20 protein-coding genes are annotated in these 20,313 nt (G+C 68.7%); 13 read left to right on the top strand and 7 right to left on the bottom strand.

What is annotated here, in order from left to right; translation table 11 throughout:
- Positions 1-100 precede the first annotated feature (100 nt).
- Positions 101-2,122, bottom strand: a complete 2,022-nt coding sequence (locus tag BMY74_RS20575; RefSeq protein ID WP_177229848.1) for a PhoX family protein — start codon at positions 2,120-2,122, stop codon at positions 101-103.
- Positions 2,123-2,179: 57 nt separating this feature from the next.
- Positions 2,180-3,346: an MFS transporter gene (locus tag BMY74_RS20570; RefSeq protein WP_089918372.1), complete on the bottom strand. Its 1,167-nt coding sequence runs from the start codon at positions 3,344-3,346 to the stop codon at positions 2,180-2,182.
- Positions 3,347-3,412: 66 nt separating this feature from the next.
- Here BMY74_RS20570 and BMY74_RS20565 point away from each other — a divergent pair, with 66 nt between their 5' ends.
- From BMY74_RS20565 to BMY74_RS20550, 4 genes are all read left to right on the top strand, one after another.
- Entirely contained in the window at positions 3,413-4,042 is a 630-nt protein-coding gene (locus BMY74_RS20565) for an HAD family hydrolase (RefSeq protein WP_089918370.1), read from the top strand.
- A gap of 77 nt (positions 4,043-4,119) precedes the next feature.
- Positions 4,120-5,013 (top strand): DNA-processing protein DprA, encoded by an 894-nt coding sequence (locus BMY74_RS20560; RefSeq protein ID WP_089919049.1) that lies wholly within the window; start codon positions 4,120-4,122, stop codon positions 5,011-5,013.
- A gap of 1 nt (position 5,014) precedes the next feature.
- Positions 5,015-5,701, top strand: a complete 687-nt coding sequence (locus tag BMY74_RS20555) for a ComF family protein (RefSeq protein ID WP_089918368.1) — start codon at positions 5,015-5,017, stop codon at positions 5,699-5,701.
- Positions 5,702-5,876: 175 nt separating this feature from the next.
- Entirely contained in the window at positions 5,877-6,611 is a 735-nt protein-coding gene (locus BMY74_RS20550) for an SDR family NAD(P)-dependent oxidoreductase (protein WP_089918366.1), read from the top strand.
- 40 nt (positions 6,612-6,651) lie between these two features.
- Here the strand turns inward: BMY74_RS20550 and BMY74_RS20545 are convergent, their stop codons facing one another.
- The gene (locus tag BMY74_RS20545) at positions 6,652-7,737 is read right to left on the bottom strand and encodes an inositol-3-phosphate synthase (protein ID WP_089919046.1); all 1,086 of its coding nucleotides are present in this window, start codon (positions 7,735-7,737) and stop codon (positions 6,652-6,654) included.
- A 30-nt stretch (positions 7,738-7,767) separates the two neighbouring features.
- Complete coding sequence (locus BMY74_RS20540) at positions 7,768-8,307, bottom strand: PadR family transcriptional regulator (protein WP_089918364.1); 540 nt, start codon at positions 8,305-8,307, stop codon at positions 7,768-7,770.
- Positions 8,308-8,471: 164 nt separating this feature from the next.
- On the opposite strand from BMY74_RS20540, the gene BMY74_RS20535 reads away from it, so the two are divergent.
- From BMY74_RS20535 to BMY74_RS20520, 3 genes are all read left to right on the top strand, one after another.
- Positions 8,472-8,870, top strand: a complete 399-nt coding sequence (locus BMY74_RS20535) for a DUF5318 domain-containing protein (protein WP_177229847.1) — start codon at positions 8,472-8,474, stop codon at positions 8,868-8,870.
- Between the two features lie 347 nt (positions 8,871-9,217).
- Positions 9,218-11,755, top strand: a complete 2,538-nt coding sequence (locus tag BMY74_RS20525) for a transglycosylase domain-containing protein (RefSeq protein WP_245786262.1) — start codon at positions 9,218-9,220, stop codon at positions 11,753-11,755.
- A 103-nt stretch (positions 11,756-11,858) separates the two neighbouring features.
- Positions 11,859-13,472: a glycosyltransferase family 87 protein gene (locus BMY74_RS20520; protein WP_089918358.1), complete on the top strand. Its 1,614-nt coding sequence runs from the start codon at positions 11,859-11,861 to the stop codon at positions 13,470-13,472.
- On the opposite strand, the gene BMY74_RS20515 is transcribed toward BMY74_RS20520, so the two are convergent.
- From BMY74_RS20515 to BMY74_RS20505, 3 genes are read right to left on the bottom strand one after another with little or no spacing between them, the layout of a single operon-like run.
- Complete coding sequence (locus tag BMY74_RS20515) at positions 13,384-14,391, bottom strand: GDSL-type esterase/lipase family protein (RefSeq protein ID WP_089918356.1); 1,008 nt, start codon at positions 14,389-14,391, stop codon at positions 13,384-13,386. The two genes, BMY74_RS20520 and BMY74_RS20515, sit on opposite strands and share 89 nt — an antisense overlap.
- A 19-nt stretch (positions 14,392-14,410) precedes the next feature.
- Positions 14,411-15,787, bottom strand: coding sequence for a glycosyltransferase family 87 protein (locus BMY74_RS20510; RefSeq protein WP_089919042.1), 1,377 nt, complete (start codon positions 15,785-15,787; stop codon positions 14,411-14,413).
- A 23-nt stretch (positions 15,788-15,810) separates the two neighbouring features.
- Positions 15,811-16,581: a deoxyribonuclease IV gene (locus BMY74_RS20505; protein ID WP_089918354.1), complete on the bottom strand. Its 771-nt coding sequence runs from the start codon at positions 16,579-16,581 to the stop codon at positions 15,811-15,813.
- A gap of 131 nt (positions 16,582-16,712) precedes the next feature.
- Between BMY74_RS20505 and BMY74_RS20500 the strand changes: the two genes are divergently transcribed.
- The 6 genes from BMY74_RS20500 to BMY74_RS20475 all read left to right on the top strand — a co-directional run.
- Positions 16,713-17,648: a hypothetical protein gene (locus BMY74_RS20500; RefSeq protein ID WP_089918352.1), complete on the top strand. Its 936-nt coding sequence runs from the start codon at positions 16,713-16,715 to the stop codon at positions 17,646-17,648.
- A 101-nt stretch (positions 17,649-17,749) separates the two neighbouring features.
- Positions 17,750-18,058 (top strand): 30S ribosomal protein S6, encoded by a 309-nt coding sequence (rpsF, locus tag BMY74_RS20495; protein WP_089919040.1) that lies wholly within the window; start codon positions 17,750-17,752, stop codon positions 18,056-18,058.
- Positions 18,059-18,087: 29 nt separating this feature from the next.
- Complete coding sequence (locus tag BMY74_RS20490) at positions 18,088-18,597, top strand: single-stranded DNA-binding protein (protein ID WP_089918350.1); 510 nt, start codon at positions 18,088-18,090, stop codon at positions 18,595-18,597.
- 58 nt (positions 18,598-18,655) lie between these two features.
- Positions 18,656-18,895, top strand: coding sequence for a 30S ribosomal protein S18 (gene rpsR / locus BMY74_RS20485; protein ID WP_030480165.1), 240 nt, complete (start codon positions 18,656-18,658; stop codon positions 18,893-18,895).
- A gap of 18 nt (positions 18,896-18,913) precedes the next feature.
- Positions 18,914-19,366 (top strand): 50S ribosomal protein L9, encoded by a 453-nt coding sequence (gene rplI / locus BMY74_RS20480; protein WP_089918347.1) that lies wholly within the window; start codon positions 18,914-18,916, stop codon positions 19,364-19,366.
- A gap of 520 nt (positions 19,367-19,886) precedes the next feature.
- On the top strand, positions 19,887-20,313 hold a 427-nt coding region (locus BMY74_RS20475; RefSeq protein WP_425434845.1), incomplete at its 3' end, for a DnaB-like helicase N-terminal domain-containing protein.

Raw genomic sequence — 20,313 nt, 5'->3', positions numbered from 1 at the left:
ACTGGCCGAACCTAAGAGCCCAACGAGATCACCTGCCGTCCAAGAGGTGAACGGCAGGCGAACTCGTACTACTCCCGAACGATCACAGCACGCGCCGTGATCAGCCGATCTCACCCAGTTGACGACGGCCCGTGCGCCACACGGCCACGACCGACGGACGCGGCCTGCTCGTGCCGCGGTCCGGCCAGTTCGAGACGGGCTTGTCGGCGTTCGCGCCGTCCACCTCGCCGGGGTGCTGGACGCAGACCGTGATGACCCGTTCGCCGATCACCGGGCCGCACGTCTCACCGCCGCGCGGCACCGTGAGGAACAGCTTGAGGTGGCCGCGTTCCGGGCCCTCCAGGGGAACTCCGTAGAGGCCGTCGTTGAGCCCGTCGAGCTTGCCGTCGGCGTCCGTGGAGATCCACAGGTTGCCGTGCCGGTCGAACGCGACGTTGTCCGGACTGGAGATAGGGCTGACCTGCGACTTGTCGTAGCCGCCGAAGTACGTGTTCGGGTCGTCGGGGAAGCCGCAGACGAGGAACAGGCCCCAGTTGAACGTGAGCGCGAGCGCGTCACCACGACGTTCGACGATCTCCAGGACCTGTCCGTGCCGGTTGTTGATCCGCGGGTTGGGCTCGGTCGGGCCCTCCTTGCCCGCCGTGACACCGCGTTCGACGTTGTTGCTGAGCGCGCAGTAGACCGTGCCGGTGCGCGGGTGGCACTCGATGTCCTCGGGGCGGTCCATCTTCGTCGCGCCGACCTTGTCGGCCGCGATGCGCGTGAAGACGTAGACCTCCTCCGCGGTCATGCCCGGCACGAACGACCTGCTGCCCGACGCCAGCGGGATCCACTCGCCGCTTCCGTCGAACTTGCCGTCGCTCGGCAGCTTCCCGGTGCCGTCGATCTCGGCCGGCGGGCTGTCGCCGGTGAACCGGCCGACGTAGAGCGTGCCGTCGTCGAGCAGCGTCATGTTGTGGCGGCGCGCGGCCTTGCTGTTGCCGCGCTTCATCTTCCCGTTGGAGATGAACTTGTAGATGTACTCGAACCGCTCGTCGTCACCGGAGTACGCGACGATCCGGCCGTCCTCGGCGACGCGGATGTTCGCGGTCTCGTGCTTGAAGCGGCCGAGGTGCGTGTGCTTGACCGGCGTGGAGTCCGGGTCGTGCGGGTCGAGCTCGATGACCCAGCCGAACCTGTTGACCTCGTTGGGTTCCTGCGCGAGGTCCCAGCGCTTGTCGAAGCGCTCCCACTTGCGCGTGGTCGCCGTGCCCGTGACGCCGTAGCGGGTGAGCCTCGGGTCGTTGCGGCCGGCGGCGTTGGCGAAGTATTGGTTGAAGTTCTCCTCGCCGGACAGGATCGTGCCCCACGGCGTGACGCCACCGGAGCAGTTGTTGATCGTGCCGAAGACCTTCTTGCCCGTCGGGTCGGCGGCGGTCTTGAGCAGGTCGCTGCCCGCGGCCGGACCGCGCACCTCGAACGCCGTGTTGAGCGTGATGCGGCGGTTGTACTTGCTGAAGCGCGGCTTGTAGTGGCCGGAGAACAGCGAGCGCTTGATCATGAACACCGAGAGCCCGTGCGCGGCCCAGGCGATCTTCACCTGTTCCTCGGTGGGGTTGTTCGCGTCGTAGCCGCGGAACATGAACGGCTCGCTGGTGTACTCGTGGTTCGTGACCATGATCCCGGTCAGTTCCAACGGGTCCAGCGGCAGGATGGCGGCGAAGTCGCAGTTGAAGCCGAACTGCTTCTCCTGCTTCGCGGCCGTCTGGTCGTCGAAGTCGAACTCGGGGACACCGGGGAAGAGCGGGTCGCCCCAGCGGATCACGATCCCCTGCTCGTACCCCTCGGGGACGACGACCTCGTCCTTGGTGTTGACCTCGACGGGCGTGAAGTCGAGTCCCCGGGGTGGGCGGCCCTGGGACTGCTCGGGTGCCGCGGCGGCGGCCGTCGCGGGGGTGGCGATGGTGGCCGCGGCCGCGACGACCGCACCGGCCTTGAGCGCGGTGCGGCGGCTGACCAGATCACCGAAGTACGGGTTGTCCGAGGTGTTCGGGACGTCGTGGAAGCAGGCGTCGCCACAACGGTATTCGCAGGTCACCGCAGCTCTGCCTACGCGGTGGTTGACGAGCGGCAGGGGGATCATGGTGGTGGCCTCCTACGATCGGTGCGGGAACACGCACCGACCGTAGTTCACCCTTTGTTAACCGACTAGCTGCTCGCTCGCGATCACGACTTCCGTAGGTACTTCGCGCGTGTCCGTCTTGTTGAACGCCAGCAGCACGGCCGCGACCGCGCAGAGGACGGCCGCCACGACGAACGGCTGGGCGAGGTGGCTCACGAACGTCGCCGCCAGCGCACCGCCGAGCCAGCGCAGGAAGTTGTAGCCGGCGCTCGCCACGGGCCGCGGCGCGTCGCTGACGCTCATCGCGGTACCGGTGAACAGCGTGTTCAGCAGACCGCTGACCAGTCCACTCACGATCACGGCGACCACCAGCAACGGCTTGCTGGGCACCGCCATCAGCAGCATCAGCACGGCGAACGCGAGCACCGACCCGATGATCGCGCGCTTCTCGCCGATCCGGTCCGCGAGCCGCGGCGCCAGGAAGACGCTGGAGACGGCGACGCACACGCCCCAGCCGAAGAAGATCAGTCCGATCTCGACGGCACCCCACCGCAGCACGAACGGCGACCAGGCCAGCACGGTGAAGAACGCGGCCGTGTAGAGCGCCGCTCCGATGGAGGTCCTGAGCAGCACGGGGTTCTTCAGCGCCTTGAGCGGGTCGAGCAGACCGATCTTCGGACGTTCGTGGTGCGAGTCCTTGGCCAGGAACGTTGCACAAAGGATCAGCGCGGCCGCCATGAGGATCGCGGTGCCGAGGAACGGCCCGCGCCACGAGATGCTGCCGAGCAGCGCACCGAGCAGCGGCCCGACGCTCAGACCGAGACCGAGAGCGGCCTCGTAGAGCAGGATCGCGGCCTTCTGCCCGCCACTGGCCGCACCGACGATGACGCTGAGCGCCGTGGCGATGAAGAACGCGTTGCCGAGCCCCCACACGGCCCGAAGTCCGACGAGCTGCCCGATGCTCCCTGCCGCCGAGCACAGCAGCGTCGCGACGACGATCAGCGCGAGCCCGCCGACGAGCGTGCGCTTGGCGCCGAACCGGGCCGTCGCGGCACCCGTGAAGAGCATCGCCACGACCTGGACGCCGAGGTAGGAGGAGAAGAGGAGGGTGACCTGCGACGGTGTTGCGTGCAGACCCTCCGCGATGGACAACAGGATCGGGTCCACGAGCCCGATCCCCATGAAGGCGATGACCGCGGCGAAGGCCGTGATCCACACCTGCTTGGGCTGAGCTTTGAAATTCACTTCGCCATCCTAACCGATTTTGCTTAGCATAGCGAAGTATCGTGGGCCACAGGGTACGGTTCTCCGGTGGATGCGGTGATCTTCGACCTCGACGGCGTGCTGATCGACTCCGAGCAGGTGTGGGACGAGGTGCGCCAGTCGTTCGCGGCCGCGCACGGAGGGACGTGGACCCCGACCGCCACCCGCGACATGCAGGGGATGTCGACGCCCGAGTGGGCGGAGTACCTGGTGTCGGCCGTGGGGGTGCGACTGCCTGCCGCCGAGGTCTCCGCCGGGGTGATCGCCGCGATGGAGAAGGCCTACGCGGCGCACCTGCCGGTGATCCCCGGCGCCGTGGACGCGGTTCGTGCCGTGGCATCGCGGTTTCCGGTGGCGATCGCCTCTTCCGCGCCGGCTGTGCTGATCCGGGTGTTCCTCGACGTGACCGGGCTACCGGTGCCCGTGGCGGTGTCCTCGGAGGAGTGTGCCGCCGGGAAGCCTTCGCCTGACGTTTATCTGCTGGCGGCTTCTCGGCTCGGGGTCTCCCCGGCGTCCTGTTACGCCGTCGAGGACTCGACGAACGGGTTGAAGGCGGCGCTGGCCGCGGGGATGACCGTGCTGGCGGTGCCGAACCCGCACTTCCCGCCTGCCGCGGAGGTGCTGGCTCAGGTGCGGGTGCTGGGTTCGGTGTCGGAGTTGCCGGACGCGCTGGCGTAGCCGAATGCCAGCTAGACTCGCCCACTTCCAGGCGATTCGACCCAGCGCGTCGAACCTGTGTTCGATAGGATGTGGCGGTGGCGAACCGGCGTGAACAGGCGGCGCTCCTGCTCGCACTCCGCGACAGCGAGCGCGGCTGGGGCGACGTCACGAGCGCCGTCGAAGAAGCCGGATCCGCCCTGTCGGTGCTGGAGTCCCTGCTCACCCCCGACCAGCCGACGCTGGACCACGTCGTTCCCGAAGTGTCGGGTCAGCTGGACCTCGCCGAGAAGGAGATCGAGTCCTGGGAGACCGAGGGAATCCACCTCGTCACGGTGCTCGACGAGCAGTACCCGGTCCAGCTGCTGATGGTGCACCAGCGGCCGCCTTTCCTGACCTGCAGGGGTTTTCTCGACCCTGCCGACCAGTTCGGCATCGCCGTCGTCGGCAGCAGGAACGCGAGCGCACGCGGACTCCACATCACGCGTGAGATCGCGACGACGCTGGCCAAGCACGACATCACCGTCTTCAGCGGGCTGGCCACCGGCATCGACACGGCAGCGCATCGAGCTGTTGTGGATGCCGGAGGCCGGACGGTCTCCGTGGTGGGAACGGGTTTGCGTCGCTGCTACCCGGCGGAGAACGCGGACCTCCAGCGGGAGATCGCCAGGACGGGTGCGGTGCTGTCCCAGTTCTGGCCGGACACCGGTCCTGCGAAACACCACTTCCCGATGCGCAACGCCGTCATGAGCGGGTGCAGTGTCGCGACCGTCGTCGTGGAGGCAGGGGAGCACAGCGGCACCCGGATCCAGGCGCGGGTCGCGTTGGAACACGGGCGGCACGTCTTCCTGCTGCCCGAGGTCGTGTCCGGCACGTCGTGGGGCCGGGACATGGCGGACCGGCCGAACACGACCGTCCTGGAAGGTCCCGACCACCTGCTGCGCGTGCTGGACGAGTTGCGCGCCGGAGTCCCGGACCTGATCGACCTCTGACGTGAGCCCGCTCAGCCGCGTTCTCGAGCGGTACCTGAACATCCTGGTCGCACCGGACCGCGGACCGGACACGTGCACCACGTGCTTCCGTCCGACCGACGGGTATCTGCGCTGTTCGCAGTGCAACAACCACTTCCGCGAGTTCGGCACGGAGCTGGCCGACGTCGTCGTGGTCATCTCGATGGCCGGCAGGGGTGGCCAGCTGGCCCACGTCCTGGCGAAGTACAAGAACGGCGAACGCCAGGAGATGCGCAGGCAGTTCACCGACGAGCTGGCGTACGTGCTCGCGACGTTCCTGGCGAGACACCGGGGCTGCCTCGGTGAGTTCGACGTCGTCACGGTCGTGCCCAGCACGCGGCAGCGCAGGACCACCCACCCGTTGATCGACATCCTCGCCCGCCGCCTCAACATCACCAGGTACCGGTTCGTCGAGGCGCTGAGCACGTCGAGCGGCAACACCAGGCTGCCTCGACCGGACGAGTACACCGTCCAGGCCGACGTCAGCGGCAAGCGCGTGCTGCTCATCGATGACCAGTGGACGTCGGGCGCGAGCCTGCAGTCGTCGGCCATCGCCCTCAAGCGGGCCGGCGCGGCGCGGGTCACAGGCCTGGTCATCGGACGGCGACTCGACGGCCGACCGACCGGCACGTTCGACTGGGACGAGTGCGTTGTCTGCCGTCAGCGCTGACGAGTGGTGTGGCTCAGAACGTTGCCGGTGTAGTCGTGCCCAGACGGGTGTGTCGGGGTGCCGCCCCCACGTCCTCGTACTGGTTGTACGGGGGCGTGGGGGCGGTGCCGCGACGGATCCTGCTGAGCGCGGATACGCCGCCAACGTTCTGTGCCACGCCACTAGCGTGGCCGGTATGACGCAACGAGTTGCCGTGGTCACCGGCACGGCGCAGGGCATGGGGCGGCGCATCGCCGAGGTGCTGCGCGAGGACGGCTACACCGTCGTCGGCTTCGACCTGCAGGAGAGCGAGGGCGGGATCGTCGGCAACGTGGCCAGCGCCGCGGACGTCCAGCGCCTGACCGACCACGTCCGGACCACCCACCAGAGGGTCGACGTGCTGGTCAACAACGCGGGGATCGCCGGCATCGTGCCGTTCGAGGACACCACGCTCGAGCAGTGGGAACGGATCATGGCGGTCAACCTGACCGGGCCGTTCCTGCTCACGCAGGCGCTGGGCAGGCTGATGCTCGAGCAGGGGTCCGGCAGCGTCGTCAACATCGCGTCCGTCGCCGGGCTGCAGGGCGTGGCGGACCGGGCCGCCTACAACACGACCAAGCACGGGCTGATCGGGTTGACGCGCACGCTCGCCGTCGAGTGGGGCGGGCGGGGGATCCGGGTCAACGCCGTGTGCCCCGGCTGGGTCAAGACCGAGATGGACGTCGAGTCGCAGGCCGGCGGGTACTACGTGGACGACGACATCACCGACCACGTGCCGGCCGGGCGGTTCGCGGCGCCGGACGACATCGCGCAGGCCGTGCGGTTCCTGGCGAGCGACAACTCCAAGTACGTCAACGGTGTCGCGCTGCCCGTCGACGGCGGGTGGACCGCGGACGGCAGCTGGCAGAAGCTGCGGCTGTCGAAGCGGTGAGAGAAGGGCCGCCCTGACGAGGGCGGCCCCACTCAGCGGATCAGGCTTCGCCGCGGATGAACTTCTCGACGGCCTCGTGCGCCTCGGAGTCCGAGTACTGCACGGGCGGGGACTTCATGAAGTACGACGACGCCGAGAGGATCGGGCCGCCGATGCCCCGGTCGAGGGCGATCTTCGCCGCGCGGACCGCGTCGATGATGATGCCCGCGGAGTTCGGGGAGTCCCAGACCTCCAGCTTGTACTCGAGGTTCAGCGGCACGTCGCCGAACGCGCGACCCTCGAGGCGGACGTAGGCCCACTTGCGGTCGTCGAGCCACGCCACGTAGTCCGACGGGCCGATGTGGACGTTGCGCTTGCCCATCTCGCGGTCCACCTGGGACGTGACGGCCTGGGTCTTGGAGACCTTCTTGGACTCCAGTCGCTCCAGTTCCTTCATGTTCAGGAAGTCCATGTTGCCGCCCACGTTGAGCTGCATGGTGCGGTCGAGCTGGACGCCCCGGTCCTCGAACAGCTTCGCCAGCACGCGGTGCGTGATGGTGGCGCCGACCTGGGACTTGATGTCGTCACCGACGATCGGGACACCGGCCGCGCGGAACTTCTCCGCCCACTCCGGGTCCGACGCGATGAAGACGGGCAGGGCGTTGACGAACGCCACACCGGCGTCGATCGCGGCCTGGGCGTAGAAGCGGTCCGCGTCCTCGGAACCCACGGGCAGGTACGAGACCAGCACGTCGACCTCGGCGTCGCGCAGTGCCTGGACCACGTCGACCGGCGCCGCGTCCGACTCCTCGATCGTCTCCCGGTAGAACTTCCCGAGGCCGTCGAGGGTGTGACCGCGCTGCACGACGACGCCGAGCGGCGGCACGTCCGCGATCTTGATCGTGTTGTTCTCGCTGGCCCCGATGGCCTCCGAGAGGTCGACACCGACCTTCTTCGCGTCCACGTCGAACGCTGCGACGAACTCGACATCGCGCACGTGGTAGTCGCCGAACTGCACGTGCATCAGACCGGGCACGCGGGTGCTCGGGTCGGCGTCCCGGTAGTAGTGGACGCCCTGCACCAGCGACGCCGCGCAGTTGCCAACCCCGACGATGGCCACTCGAACGGTGCGGCGGTTTTCGCCCATTGCCGAGTCCTCCTTGATCAACATGTGAAGTTACTGCTCGTCCTGCTCGGACTGTTCGTGCGCGATGAGCTCGTTGAGCCACCGCACCTCGCGCTCCGTGCTTTCCAGGCCTTGGCTGTGCAGCTCACGGGTGTAGCGGTCGATCTGCTCGCCCGTGCGGGCGAGCCGCTCGCGGAGCCCCTCCCTGCGTTCCTCGACCCACCGCCGGCGGCCCTCCAGGATGCGCATCCTGACGTCGGCCGGCGTGCGCGAGAAGAACGCCAGGTGGACTCCGAACGAGTCGTCGTCCCAGGTCTGCGGCCCCGCCTCGGACAGGAGGTCGGCGAACCGCTCCTTGCCCTCGGGTGTGAGCTTGTAGACCTTGCGAGCCCGACGTCCCCAAGAAAGAGCCGACTCCTCCGGCCCCTCCTCCACGATCAGGCCCGCCCGTTGGAGTCGCCGCAGTGTTGGGTACAGCGATCCGTAGGAGAACGCGCGAAACGCTCCGAGCAGGTCATGCAAGCGCTTGCGCAGCTCGTAGCCGTGCATGGGCGCCTCGTGCAGCAGGCCGAGCAGCGCGAACTCGAACACGAGTCACCTCCTCGCACCTGCACCGATAGGTGAGGTGATTATATCGGCGCGATACATCGTGTGCTCCTCAGAACTGTGGGATGTGGCACACCGTGATACCGCGTCCAGGACTGCTGCCCTGAACGGCCCATCATCGAAAAGCGCCCGGCACGTACTCTTGTCACGTGTTGACCCAACGACAGGTGGTGGACTACTCGCTGCAGCGCAGGGCGCTGCTGGCGGAGGTCCATGCCGGTCGCACGGGCACCATGGAGGTCTGCGACGCGTCCCCGTACCTGCTGCGAGCTGCGAAGTTCCACGGAACGGCGACGGAAGTGCCCTGCCCCGTGTGCCGGAAGGAACCCCTGACCCACGTCTCGTGGGTCTACGGTGACGAGCTCAAGCACGCGGCCGGTTCGGCGCGCGCACCTGAAGAACTGGTGAAGATGGCGAACCTCTTCGACGAGTTCTCCGTGTACGTGGTCGAGGTTTGCCGCACGTGCAGTTGGAACCACCTGGTGCAGTCATACGTCCTGGGGAAGCGTGGGCTGGAAAAGCCACGCAGGAGGACTGCGGCGGAATGACCCACAGGTGACACTGCTCCGAATGAAGTACGACCACCGAACCGTGTGCTGATGCACGCCGGTCTGGGAGGCCTTTTCACGTGAACGACCAGCATGATGACCGGCAGCGCGGAGGCGAACCGCAGTGGCCGACCGGGGACGACCCGGACGGCGGCGGTACGAGGCGCGATGTCCCGAATCAGCCGCGACCGGGCACCCCGCCCGGCGGTTTCGCGCGCCCTCCCCAGGGTGGCACGCCGCCCGGTGGTTTCCCACAGCAGCAGCCCCCGCGCCGCCCGAACGGACCAGGCGGTCCGCAGGGTGGCCCCGGTGGGCCGCAGGGCGGTCCAGGCCGTCCGCAGGGGCCCGTGAACGGTCCCGGCGGCCCCCAGGGCGCACCGGGTGGTCCCCAGGGCGGCCCCGGCGGCCCGCAGGGTGGCCCCGGCCGTCCTCCGACGCCTCCCGGCGGCATGCCGATCGCCCCGCCCCCCGGTGCCCGTCGCCCCGGTGGGCCCGGCGGCCCCCAGGGCGGTCCCGGTGGTCCGGGCCGTCCCGTTCCCCCGCGCAACCCCGGCGAGGAACGCACCACGCAGATGCCGCCGGTCAACCGGCCGACGCAGCGCGAGCCCGAGCTCATCACCCACCGCGAGCCCGAGGACGAGTTCCTCATGGCCGGTGCCGGCGACGATGACGACGACTACGAGTACGACGACGAGCCGGAGCTCACCGAGGACGAGGAGCGTCGTCTGCGCAAGAAGAAGATCTGGAAGCGCGTCCGGATCGGCGCGTTCGTCGCGATCGGCCTGATGATCCTGGGTCCGGTGATCGCCGTCGCGGTCGCCTACCCGCTCGTCGACTGGCCCCGGCCGGACGAGATCGCGGCCAAGCAGGACAAGACGATCACGCTGCTCTACTCGGACGGCTCCGAGATGGGCAAGATCACCTCGCCCGGTGAGAACCGCACGATGCTCACCTACGAGGAGCTCCCGGACACCGTCAAGAACGCGGTCATGGCCGCGGAGGACGCGAACTTCTTCGAGAACCCCGGCTTCGACGCGAAGGCCATCGTCCGCGCCGTCTGGATCCAGGCGACCGGCGGCAGCTCCGGTGGTTCCGGTCTGACGCAGCAGTACATCAAGAAGGCCACCAACAACGAGGCCCCGACGCTGACGCGGAAGTTCACGGAGCTCGTCAAGGCCTACAAGATGAGCAACGAGTCGGACCACCCGACGATCCTCACCGCGTACATGAACACGGTGTACTTCGGCCGGGGCGCGAACGGCATGAAGGCCGCGGCGCAGGTCTACTACGACAAGGAGATGAAGGACCTCACCCCCTCCGAGGCCGCCTTCATCGCCGGCATGATCCAGATCCCCTCCTGGTCCGAGGACGAGGAGCACGCGAAGAAGCGCTGGGAATTCGTCATGGGGCAGATGCTCCAGAAGGGCTGGATCAGCCAGGCCGACTACGACGCCCGCAAGTACCCGACGCCGCTGCCGTTCGAGCAGACGCAGCCCGCGAGCCTCGACGGCCCGCTCGCCCGCGTGAGCCAGCAGGTCCAGAACGAGATCGACAGCGAGCTCATCGGTCTGACCATGGAGAGGGCGCAGAAGGAAGGCGTCACCGTCACCACGACGATCGACCCGAAGATGCAGCAGGCAGCGGTCGACGCCGTGAACTCGGTCATGGAGGGCCAGGATCCCGAACTGCGGACGTCGCTCAGCGCGATCGAACCGCAGTCCGGCGCGGTCAAGGCCTACTACCCGGGCAAGGACGGCCTGAAGGGCATCGACTACGCCAAGGGCACGATCCAGGAGGCCGGCTCGTCGTTCAAGCCGTTCGACCTGGTGGCCGCACTCAAGGCGGGCAAGGGCATCGGCGACACCTACGACGCCACCCCGCGCAAGATCGCCGGTGTCGAGGTCCGCAACGCGGGCACCACCACGTGCGGCAAGCAGTGCACCATCCGCCAGGCGATGAAGGAGTCCCTCAACACCGTCTTCTACGACATGGTGGCGGGTCCCGAGGGCACGGGCACCAAGGCCGTGGCCGACGCGGCGCACGCGGCGGGCATCCCGAAGACCGTGCGGGTCGGCGGCCAGGAGAAGCAGACGCTGGTGGGCGAGGGCGGCAACGCCCCCACCGCCGGTATCGCCATCGGTGCCGACAGCGCCCAGGTGCGGCCGTTCGACATGGCCTCCGCGTACGCCACCTTCGCCGCCCGCGGCATCTACCGCCAGCCGTTCTTCGTCACGAAGATCGTGGGACCGACGGGTGACGTCCTCTACCAGCACGTCGACCAGCCGGTGCCGGCGTTCGACCCGGTGGAGACGAAGAGCCGCGACATCGCCGACAACGTCACCGAGACGTTGAAGCCGATCCCGTCCGGGCCCATCGCGTGTGCCGGTGGCCGCCCGTGCGCCGGCAAGACCGGTACGCACGAGCTCCCCGGCAGCCTCGACCAGAACTCGAAGGCCTGGATGGTCGGCTACACGCCGCAGCTGTCCGCTTCCGTGTGGGTCGGCAAGGACCAGGGCAACCTGGCCATCAGGGACAAGTCCGGCAAGGCCGTCTTCGGCTCCGGTCTGCCCGGCCTGATGTGGAAGAAGTTCATGGACGCGGCACTCGCGGGCGCGCCGAAGGAGGCGTTCCCGAAGCCGAACCCGATCGGCAACTTCAACCCGCCGAAGCCGTCCGAGCCGCCGGTGGCGCCGTCGAGCCAGCAGCAGCCGAGCAACCAGCCGAGCAACCAGCCCCCGTCGCAGACCTCGGAGCCCGGCAAGCCGTCGCAGACGAAGCCGAACCCCGGCTGCATCCCGGGCATCAACTGCCCGGACCCGTCCGACGATCCCGATCCGTCGACCAGCGGCCGCCCCAGGGGCGGGGCGAGTCCAGGAGACGGCTGACAGGGGGAAGGGGCCCGGTGCACACGCACCGGGCCCCTTCCCTTTGTGCGGTTGCCCAGGATGTTGACCACGGCGAAACGGTCTTGGCCGTAACATCCGCGACGTGCCCAGCAGCCCTGCCGAGCGTCCCGCCGAGGCCCCGGAGCCCGACCTCGCCGAGGACACCGCTTCGCTCACCCGCGAAGAGCGCGTCGCGCCCACGTGGACCGAGTCGCTCGCCCGTGGTCTGAGCAGACCGTTCGGCGGTCCGCTCGGCGAGCACGCGCTGGTCGGCCGGAACTACTTCTGGACGGCCGTGCGGGTGATCCTGATGCTCGCCATCGTCACGTTGCTGCTGGGGTGGGTGCAGAAGTCGCCGTGCATCCAGCAGTACGTGGACGACAAGGGCGTCGTGCAGCTCGACTGGCGGGGGAGCAAGCAGTTCACCGCGCTCTGCTACTCCGACACCGTGCCGCTCTACACCGCGGAACGGCTCGACCAGCGCGGGTCCTTCCCGTACATCACGTCCTGGAAGGACGACGAGGGCAAGCCGACCGAGCACGTCCGGTACATGGAGTACCCCGTGGTCACCGGCCTGTTCATGTGGCTCAACGCGCGGGTGGCGCAGGGGCTCGTGGCGCTCGTGCCGGGGCTGCCGATGACGGTGATCGTGTTCTTCAACGTCACCGCGTTCTGGCTGGCCGTGGCGTGGCTGGTGACGGTGTTCTCGGTCGCGCGCATCGCGCGGCGCAGGACGTGGGACGCGGCCATCGTCGCCGTGTCGCCGCTGGTCGTCGTGCACGCGTTCACGAACTTCGACACGATCGCGACGGCGTTCGCGACGGCCGGTCTGCTGGCGTGGGCGCGGAAGAAGCCCGTGCTCGCCGGCGTGCTGCTGGGGCTCGGTGGCGCGGCGAAGCTGTACCCGTTGTTCCTGCTGGGGCCGTTGCTGTTGTTGTGCTGGCGGTCGAACAGGATCAAGGTGGGCCTCACCACCACCGCCGCGGCCATCGGCGCGTGGGCGCTCGTCAACGCCCCGATCGCCTTGAACCCGGCCTCGCACACGGGGTGGCGGGAGTTCTTCCGCCTCAACACCGAGCGCAACGCGGACCCCGACACGCTCTACAACGTGCTGGTGCAGTGGACGGGGTGGCAGGGCTTCGACCCCGGGCTCACGCAGGGACAGCCGCCGACGGTCCTCAACACGGTGAGCATGGTGCTGTTCCTGGTCTGCTGCGCCGGCATCGCGTACGTGGCCCTGAGCGCTCCCACCAGGCCGCGGCTCGCTCAGCTCGCGTTCCTGGTCGTGGCGGCGTTCCTGCTGACGAACAAGGTGTGGAGCCCGCAGTACTCGCTGTGGCTGGTGCCGCTGGCCGTGCTCGCGCTGCCGCGCTGGAAGCTGCTGCTGGCGTGGATGACGGTCGACGCGCTGGTGTGGGTGCCGCGCATGTACTTCTACCTCGGCACGGACAACAAGGGCCTGCCGATCGACTGGTTCCTCGGCGCCGTCCTGCTGCGGGACGCGGCCGTCATCACGTTGTGCGTGATCATCCTGAAGGAGATCTACCACCCGGAGCGCGACAAGGTGCGGCTGGCGGGCGACGACCCGTTGGAGGGCGTGCTGGCCGGCGCGCCGGACCGTCCGCTCGTCACACCCTCACGAGGCGAGCCATCGCACCGAATGCGGTCCCGTTCGGGTGCAGGTGATCACCGGAGTCGAACTCCGGACGCAGTCTGAGCGGGTCGGCGGGGTCGCGCACGGCCCTGTCGAAGTCGATGGCGCCGGGGAAGGTGGCGCGGATCCACGCGTTCACCTCCTGCCGCTGCCGTTCCCGTTCCTCGGTCCAGGCCGACCAGCCGCGCCACGGCGTGATGGTGCCGACGTGGAACTCCACACCCTCCTGGCGGCACCGCAGCTGGACCGTGCGGATGCCGGCGATGACGTTCGCGGCGTTGACGCCGTTCTGGATGTCGTTGATGCCGCCGAGCAGCACGACCTTGCGCACTTCTTTGCTGAAGAGGACGTCACGGCCCACACGGAGGACCATCGGCGCGTTGCCCAGCACCACGCCGTTGCCGTTGATGCCGGCGTTCAGGACCGCGTAGTCGCTCTGGACCAACGACGGCCAGGTGTTCTCGTACCAGCCCTCGGTGATCGAGTCGCCGAACATCACCACGGCCCCCGGCGCGGTGAAGCCCGCGACCTCGACCGCCGAGACGAGGCAGATCTGCTCACGCGTCGAGGTGATCGTGCGATGCGCACGGGCCTGGCACGGCGTGCCCGCCGGGGTGTACGTGCTGATCTCGAGCGTCTTGGTGACCGCGAGCAACACGGCGTCGCTGTAGACCTCGGCGCGGGCCCTGATCGTGACGGCGCGGGACCGGCCGAACGTGAGCTGCCGCGTCTGGCCGCCGGCCGTGACGGTGACCTGCTCGACGCGGACGGGCCTGGTGCCCATCAGGTTCGACAGGCGCACCCGGACCGAGGTGCCGCCCGCCGCGAGGTCGACCGTCGTGCGCACGCTCTGGTCGGGCACGGAGGCCGAGAGGGTCGGCACGGCCTGCCACACGGGCAGCCAGCGGACCACCTCCGATCGCACGGGCACGCCGGAGGCACCGCAGGCCAGCAGCAACGCCAGCACGATGATCACCCTCACGGGTGGAGTGTGCTGCCGATCAGCGCCGCGCTGCTACGTCTCCGCGGAGGAATTTCAGGTCTTCGCGGTCGTCCTCGGTGACGTCCGCCGACTTCAGGAACACGACGAACAGCGCCACGAGCAACGCGGCACGGCCCCACACGCCGATCATCACGGCCTGCGCGGAGAAGCTGTCGTAGATCCCCGCCGGCTGGCCGAACTCGATCGCCCAGAACCACCGGAAGATGCCGATGCCCATGGCCAGGTCGACCACGAAGTAGGCGAACGCCCACATCAGCCGCACGCGCAGCAGCACGAGAAACGGCACCAGCCACAGCGTGTACTGCGGCGAGTGGACCTTGTGCAGCAGCATGAACCCGCACAGCATCGCGCCGGACACCGCGATCCACGGGTAGCTGCCCTCGCGCCGGAACCGCATCCAGCCGTAACCGGCGGCGATCGCGAACGAGATGAGGATCGTGATCGGCGAGATCACGCCGACCAGCGACTGCATCGCGTCGTCGCCGATGAACGGCCGCAGGCCCCAGTACCAGATCGAGTTCGTGGTGATGTCGACCCGGCGCAGCCCCTGGAACTCGAACGACGCCGCCCAGCCGTCGTACCCCGCGATCGCGAACGGCACGTTCACCAGCACGACCGTGATGATCGAGGCGAGCCCGACCTTCACCGCGCCGGCGACGTCGACCTTCTTGCCGTCCGGCATCTCCTGGCCGCGCCAGCCGCCGGTGGCGACGAAGAGCATCAGCGGCAGCACGAAAGCCGCCGGGTAGACCTTGAACGCGAACCCGAGACCGAGCAGCACGGACGCCACCGTGGCCCGTTCGACCAGCGGTCTGTTCCACCGGTGGACGACGAAGACCGCGGCGACCGAGCAGAGGACCACGGGCAGGTCCCAGTTGTGGAACGCGTACAGGACCAGCGGTGGCCCGATCGCCCACAGCAGGGCGCGCCAGCGGGCGAGCTTGCCCAGCATCCAGCCCGTGAGCAGGCCGAACGGCGCCATCAGCAGCGACGAGTAGAGCAGGTACTCCGCGTCGTTGTGCGCGAAGATCGCGCCCGCCCAGATGAGCAGGCCGGAGAGCACCGGGTACTCGACCGAGCCCCCGATCAGGATGCCCTGCTCGTTGATGTTGCCGTCCACGTACGGGAAGACGTGGCGGTCGATGTCGCGCCCGATCCAGAGGTGCTGGATGTCGGAGTAGCAGACGTCCTGCTTGTTGCGCTCGTCGTAGTCGGGCTGCGTGCGGCCCCACTGGTCGAAAGCGGGACCGGTGCAGCGGTCCTTGTTGATGAAGCCGAGCAGCAGGGTGAGCCCGCACAGGAGCACGAGCACGACGAGAGCGGCGCTGCCGAAGCGGTTCGTGGAACGCCCGCCGTCGCCTCGCTCGGGCGTCACGCTCACCACCTCGTGCACGGTGTTCACCGGCCGGCGTGGTCGCGCAGGAAGGCGATGTCGTCCGCCTGGCCCTCGTCCGGTGTCTCCACCACGACCGGGCATCCGGCGGTGGCGACCACGGCCGCCAGCTGGTCCGCGTCGATCGTGCCAGTCCTGATGTTGTCGTGCCGGTCGCGCGAGGAACCGAACTCGTCGCGCGAGCTGTTGAGGTGCACGAGGTCGATCCGCCCGGTGATCGCTTTCACCCGATCGACGATGCCGACCAGGTCCTCGCCGGCGGCGAACGCGTGGCAGGTGTCGAGGCAGAAGCCCGCGCCGAACTCGCCGACCGCGTCCCAGAGCAGCTTCAGGGAGTCGAAGGTGCGGGCCATGGCGCCGTCGCCGCCCGCGGTGTTCTCGATCAGGACCGGGACCGCGAAGCCGCCCTCGGCGACCTGGCGCTCGAAGAACTTGCGCCAGTTCGCGAAGCCCTCCGCCGGGTCCTCGCCCTTGGTGACGTGGCCGCCGTGCACGATCAGGCCCTTGGCGCCGACGGTCGCGGCGGCCTCCGCGTGCTGGACCACGTTCTTGCGGGACGGGATCCGGATCTTGTTGTTCAGCGACGCGATGTTGATCATGTACGGGGCGTGGACGAACACCTCGAGATCGGAAGCGAGCAGGGCCTCCGTCTGCGGATGAGGTTTCGGCTTCTTCCAGCCCTGGGGATCCGACAGGAAGAACTGGACGACCTCGGCCCCGCGTTCGGCCGCGGCGCCGACCGGGTCGTCGTCGCGTACATGGGCCCCGATGCGCATACGCAGGAGGGTAGTCGGCGTCCGCAACGCGATCGCAGCCGCCGCCGATAGGAGTAATTGCGAAAACTGGGACTGGTTCGCGTCACCACCAGGACCTACGGTCGTTACTTGAGAGTAGGAAAGGGGTTCGCATGAGGCTGATGAGCGTCGCCGCCACGGCGCTGCTGGCCCTGGCGTCCGCTTCGGTGGGCGGGGTCGCGCACGCGGCTGATCCCATCGTGGTCGGCAGCTGTGCCACCACCGTGCAGGGCGCGCCCGGCACTCCTGTCTCCCTCAGTCCCGCCGCCGTGACGCAGCCGATCACGGACCTCGTGCGCGCCGTCCCCGTGCTGGGACCACCGCTCGCCGAGCCGTTCAAGCAGGCGTTCTCGCAGGTCAAGCCCATTCCGATCGGTGCGGTGCAGGTCGGCACCACGACCATCAGCGGTGGCACGATCGCGAACGCCGTCATGGTCGAGGTCAACAAGATCCCGCTGCTCGGGCCGATCCTCGGCACGCTCGACAAGACCGTCCGCGCGACGCTGACGGGCGGGTGCTCCGTGACCGTCGTCGCCGTCAACCAGGTCGCGGCCCCGGTCCAGGACACGTCCAGGGGACTCGCCGACGCCTCCCAGCAGGCGGTCGGAGCGGTCCCGGGCGCGCCGAAGCCCCCCGCCCAGCAGCCCCAGCCGCAGCCCGGCACCAACCCCGGCACGCAGCAGCCCGGTACCCAGCCCGGCGTTCCCGGTGTCGGCGCGGGCGCGCCGAGCAACCGCGACTTCTCGCTCTACCCGATCGGCGCGAACTTCGGCCGCGTGCCGCTGTTCAGCTACGGCTCGCTGCCGTTCGCGATGCCCGGCCTGTACTCGCCGTCGCCCGGCGTGCGGTACGGCTCGCAGGTGCCCCGCGCGTCCAGCGGCACCGGCGTCGAGGGCGACTCGGTGCAGGCCGCCGGTCGCGCGACGGCGCTGCCCAGGCTCTCCGGACCCGGCGGCGTCGGCGCTCCGGTGCTGGTCGCGGTGCTGATGCTGGCGCTGGTCACGGGCGCGCTGGTCCGGACCTGGGTGCTCCGCCGCACCCCTGCGTAGTCACCGGACGCGCTCTGTTAACCTTTGTCAGTTGCTGACGCGACGACCCTCCTGCCACGGAGAGCCCGTGGCCGCGAGTCCACAGGAGGTGAGTGGTCCTCATGCGTCATTACGAAGTGATGGTCATCCTCGACCCCAGTCTCGACGAGCGCACGATCGCGCCGTCTCTCGACACGTTCCTCAACGTCATCCGCACCACGGGCGGAAACGTTGAGAAGGTCGAGGTGTGGGGCAAGCGCCGGTTGAGCTTCGAGATCAACAAGAGCAGCGAAGGCATCTACGCCGTGCTCGACCTGACCTCGACGCCGGACGCGGTGAAGGAACTGGACCGCCAGCTCGGTCTGCAGGAGACGGTGCTCCGGACGAAGGTCCTGCGCCGCGAGCCCGCCAAGTCGGCCGCCAAGGCCTGACGAACCTCGATTAGGGGAGCTCCCAAGACATGGCTGGTGAGACGACGATCACGGTGGTCGGGAACCTGACTGCCGACCCCGAACTCCGCTTCACCCAGAGCGGTGCCGCGGTGGCGTCCTTCACGGTCGCCTCCACGCCCCGCACCTTCGACCGCCAGTCCGGCGAGTGGAAGGACGGTGAAGCGCTGTTCCTGCGGTGCAACGTGTGGCGGCAGGTCGCCGAGAACGTGGCCGAGTCGCTCACCCGCGGTTCGCGAGTGCTCGTCTCCGGACGGTTGCGCCAGCGTTCCTTCGAGACGAAGGAAGGCGAGAAGCGCACTGTCGTGGAGCTGGAGGTCGACGAGATCGGCCCCTCGCTGCGCTACGCGACCGCGAAGGTCAACAAGGTCAGCCGTGGAGACGGCGGCGGTGGCGGCGGCTTCGGCGGCGGCGGCGGTCAGCAGTCTCGTGGCGGTGGCGGCGGCGCGCCGGCAGACGACCCGTGGGGTTCCGCCCCGCCGGCCGGCTCCGGTGGCTTTGCCGACGAGCCCCCCTTCTAGACCGAGTGCACCGGTCACCCAGTACTTCATTCACCGCGTAACCAGGAGTTAGAGACACATGGCCAAGCCGCCTGTGCGCAAGCCCAAGAAGAAGGTCTGCGCCTTCTGCAAGGACAAGAGCGCGTCGCTGATCGACTACAAGGACACGACGCTGCTCCGCAAGTTCATCTCGGACCGGGGCAAGATCCGTGCCCGCCGCGTCACGGGCAACTGCTCGCAGCACCAGCGCGACGTCGCTGTTGCCGTGAAGAACGCCCGTGAGATGGCCCTGCTGCCCTACACCTCGACCGCTCGCTAAGAGAAGGGAACTCCTGCGATGAAGCTCATCCTCACCGCTGACGTTTCCGGCCTTGGCGCGCCCGGCGACATCGTCGAGGTCAAGGACGGCTACGGCCGCAACTACCTGCTCCCGCGCGGCTTCGCCATCGTCGCGACCCGCGGCGCGCAGAAGCAGATCCAGGTCATCACCCGCGCGCAGGACACCCGCCGCGTGCGCGACCTGGACCACGCCAAGGAGATCAAGGCCGCGCTCGAGGGCCTCTCCGTGGAGCTCAAGGCCAAGGCCGCCGCCGGCAGCACCAAGCTGTTCGGCTCGGTCACCGCGTCGGACGTGGCGGCTGCCGTCAAGTCCGCCGGTGGTCCGGTCCTGGACAAGCGCGCCATCGAGCTGCCGGGTCACATCAAGACCACCGGCAAGCACTCGGTGACGGTTCGCCTCCACCCGGAGGTCACCGTCGCCCTGCCGCTCGTCGTGACGGCGGGCGAGTAAGTCCTTCGATCTTGTGGGGCCTGCCGCACCACTCGTTGGTGGGGTTCTCCCACGGTTCGGTTCGCTGAAGCGCTGCCCGTCCGGAATGCTCCGGGCGGGTGGCGCTTTCGCTCGTTCGGACTAGTGCCGCGCTGTCCACGTCCTGTGGATAAATCCAACGCTCGGCGCATGCGCGACACGCCGAAGAGGGTGTTTTCCGCGACACGCCGAGGGTGTGGCGCACAACTTCTTCCACAACTTGTGCACAGCCTCTGATCTGGGGTTACTTCCGTCACTCCACCGGTTGTCAACAGGTTGTCCCCAGCGTCGCGATCCCTGTGAGCAACCATCCACAGGTTGTCCCCCAGTTGTCCACAGGTCGATCCACACGCTGGTTTGCTTGCTCCGGACGGGTCCCTCTAGCGTCGCGGCCAGGGCGACGCCATCGCACAGCGTGGCCGCCCGGAATTGTCGGTGCCGCGCGGTACAACTAGGGGACTCAGGCACCGGCTCTCGACTTCTTCGCAGGGGTGATTCGGCAGTGGCGCTCGTGGACGACCGGGGCATGGCAGAACCCGCATTCGAGCGTCAGCCGCCCCAGGACCTGGCTGCGGAGCAGTCCGTTCTCGGCGGCATGCTGCTGTCCAAGGACGCGGTCGCCGACGTCATCGAGGCCCTCGCGCCCAACGACTTCTACCGCCCGGCGCACCAGGCGATCTACGACTGCATCCTCGACCTGTACGGCCGGGGTGAGCCCGCCGACCCGATCACCATCTCCGCGGAGCTCGAACGCCGCGGCGAGCTGATGCGCGTGGGCGGTGCGCCGTACCTGCACACGTTGATCGCGACGGTCCCCACGGCCGCGAACGCCGGTTACTACGCCGAGATCGTTGCCGAGAAGGCGGTGCTGCGCCGCCTGGTGGAGGCCGGCACGCGCATCGTGCAGCTGGGGTACAACGGCGCCGAGG

Origin of the sequence: Lentzea albida (assembly GCF_900111005.1) — a bacterium.
Classification (GTDB): Bacteria; Actinomycetota; Actinomycetes; order Mycobacteriales; family Pseudonocardiaceae; genus Lentzea; species Lentzea albida.
Note: the sequence above shows the minus strand (reverse complement) of the source record. Positions and strands in the feature narration are given on the sequence as shown.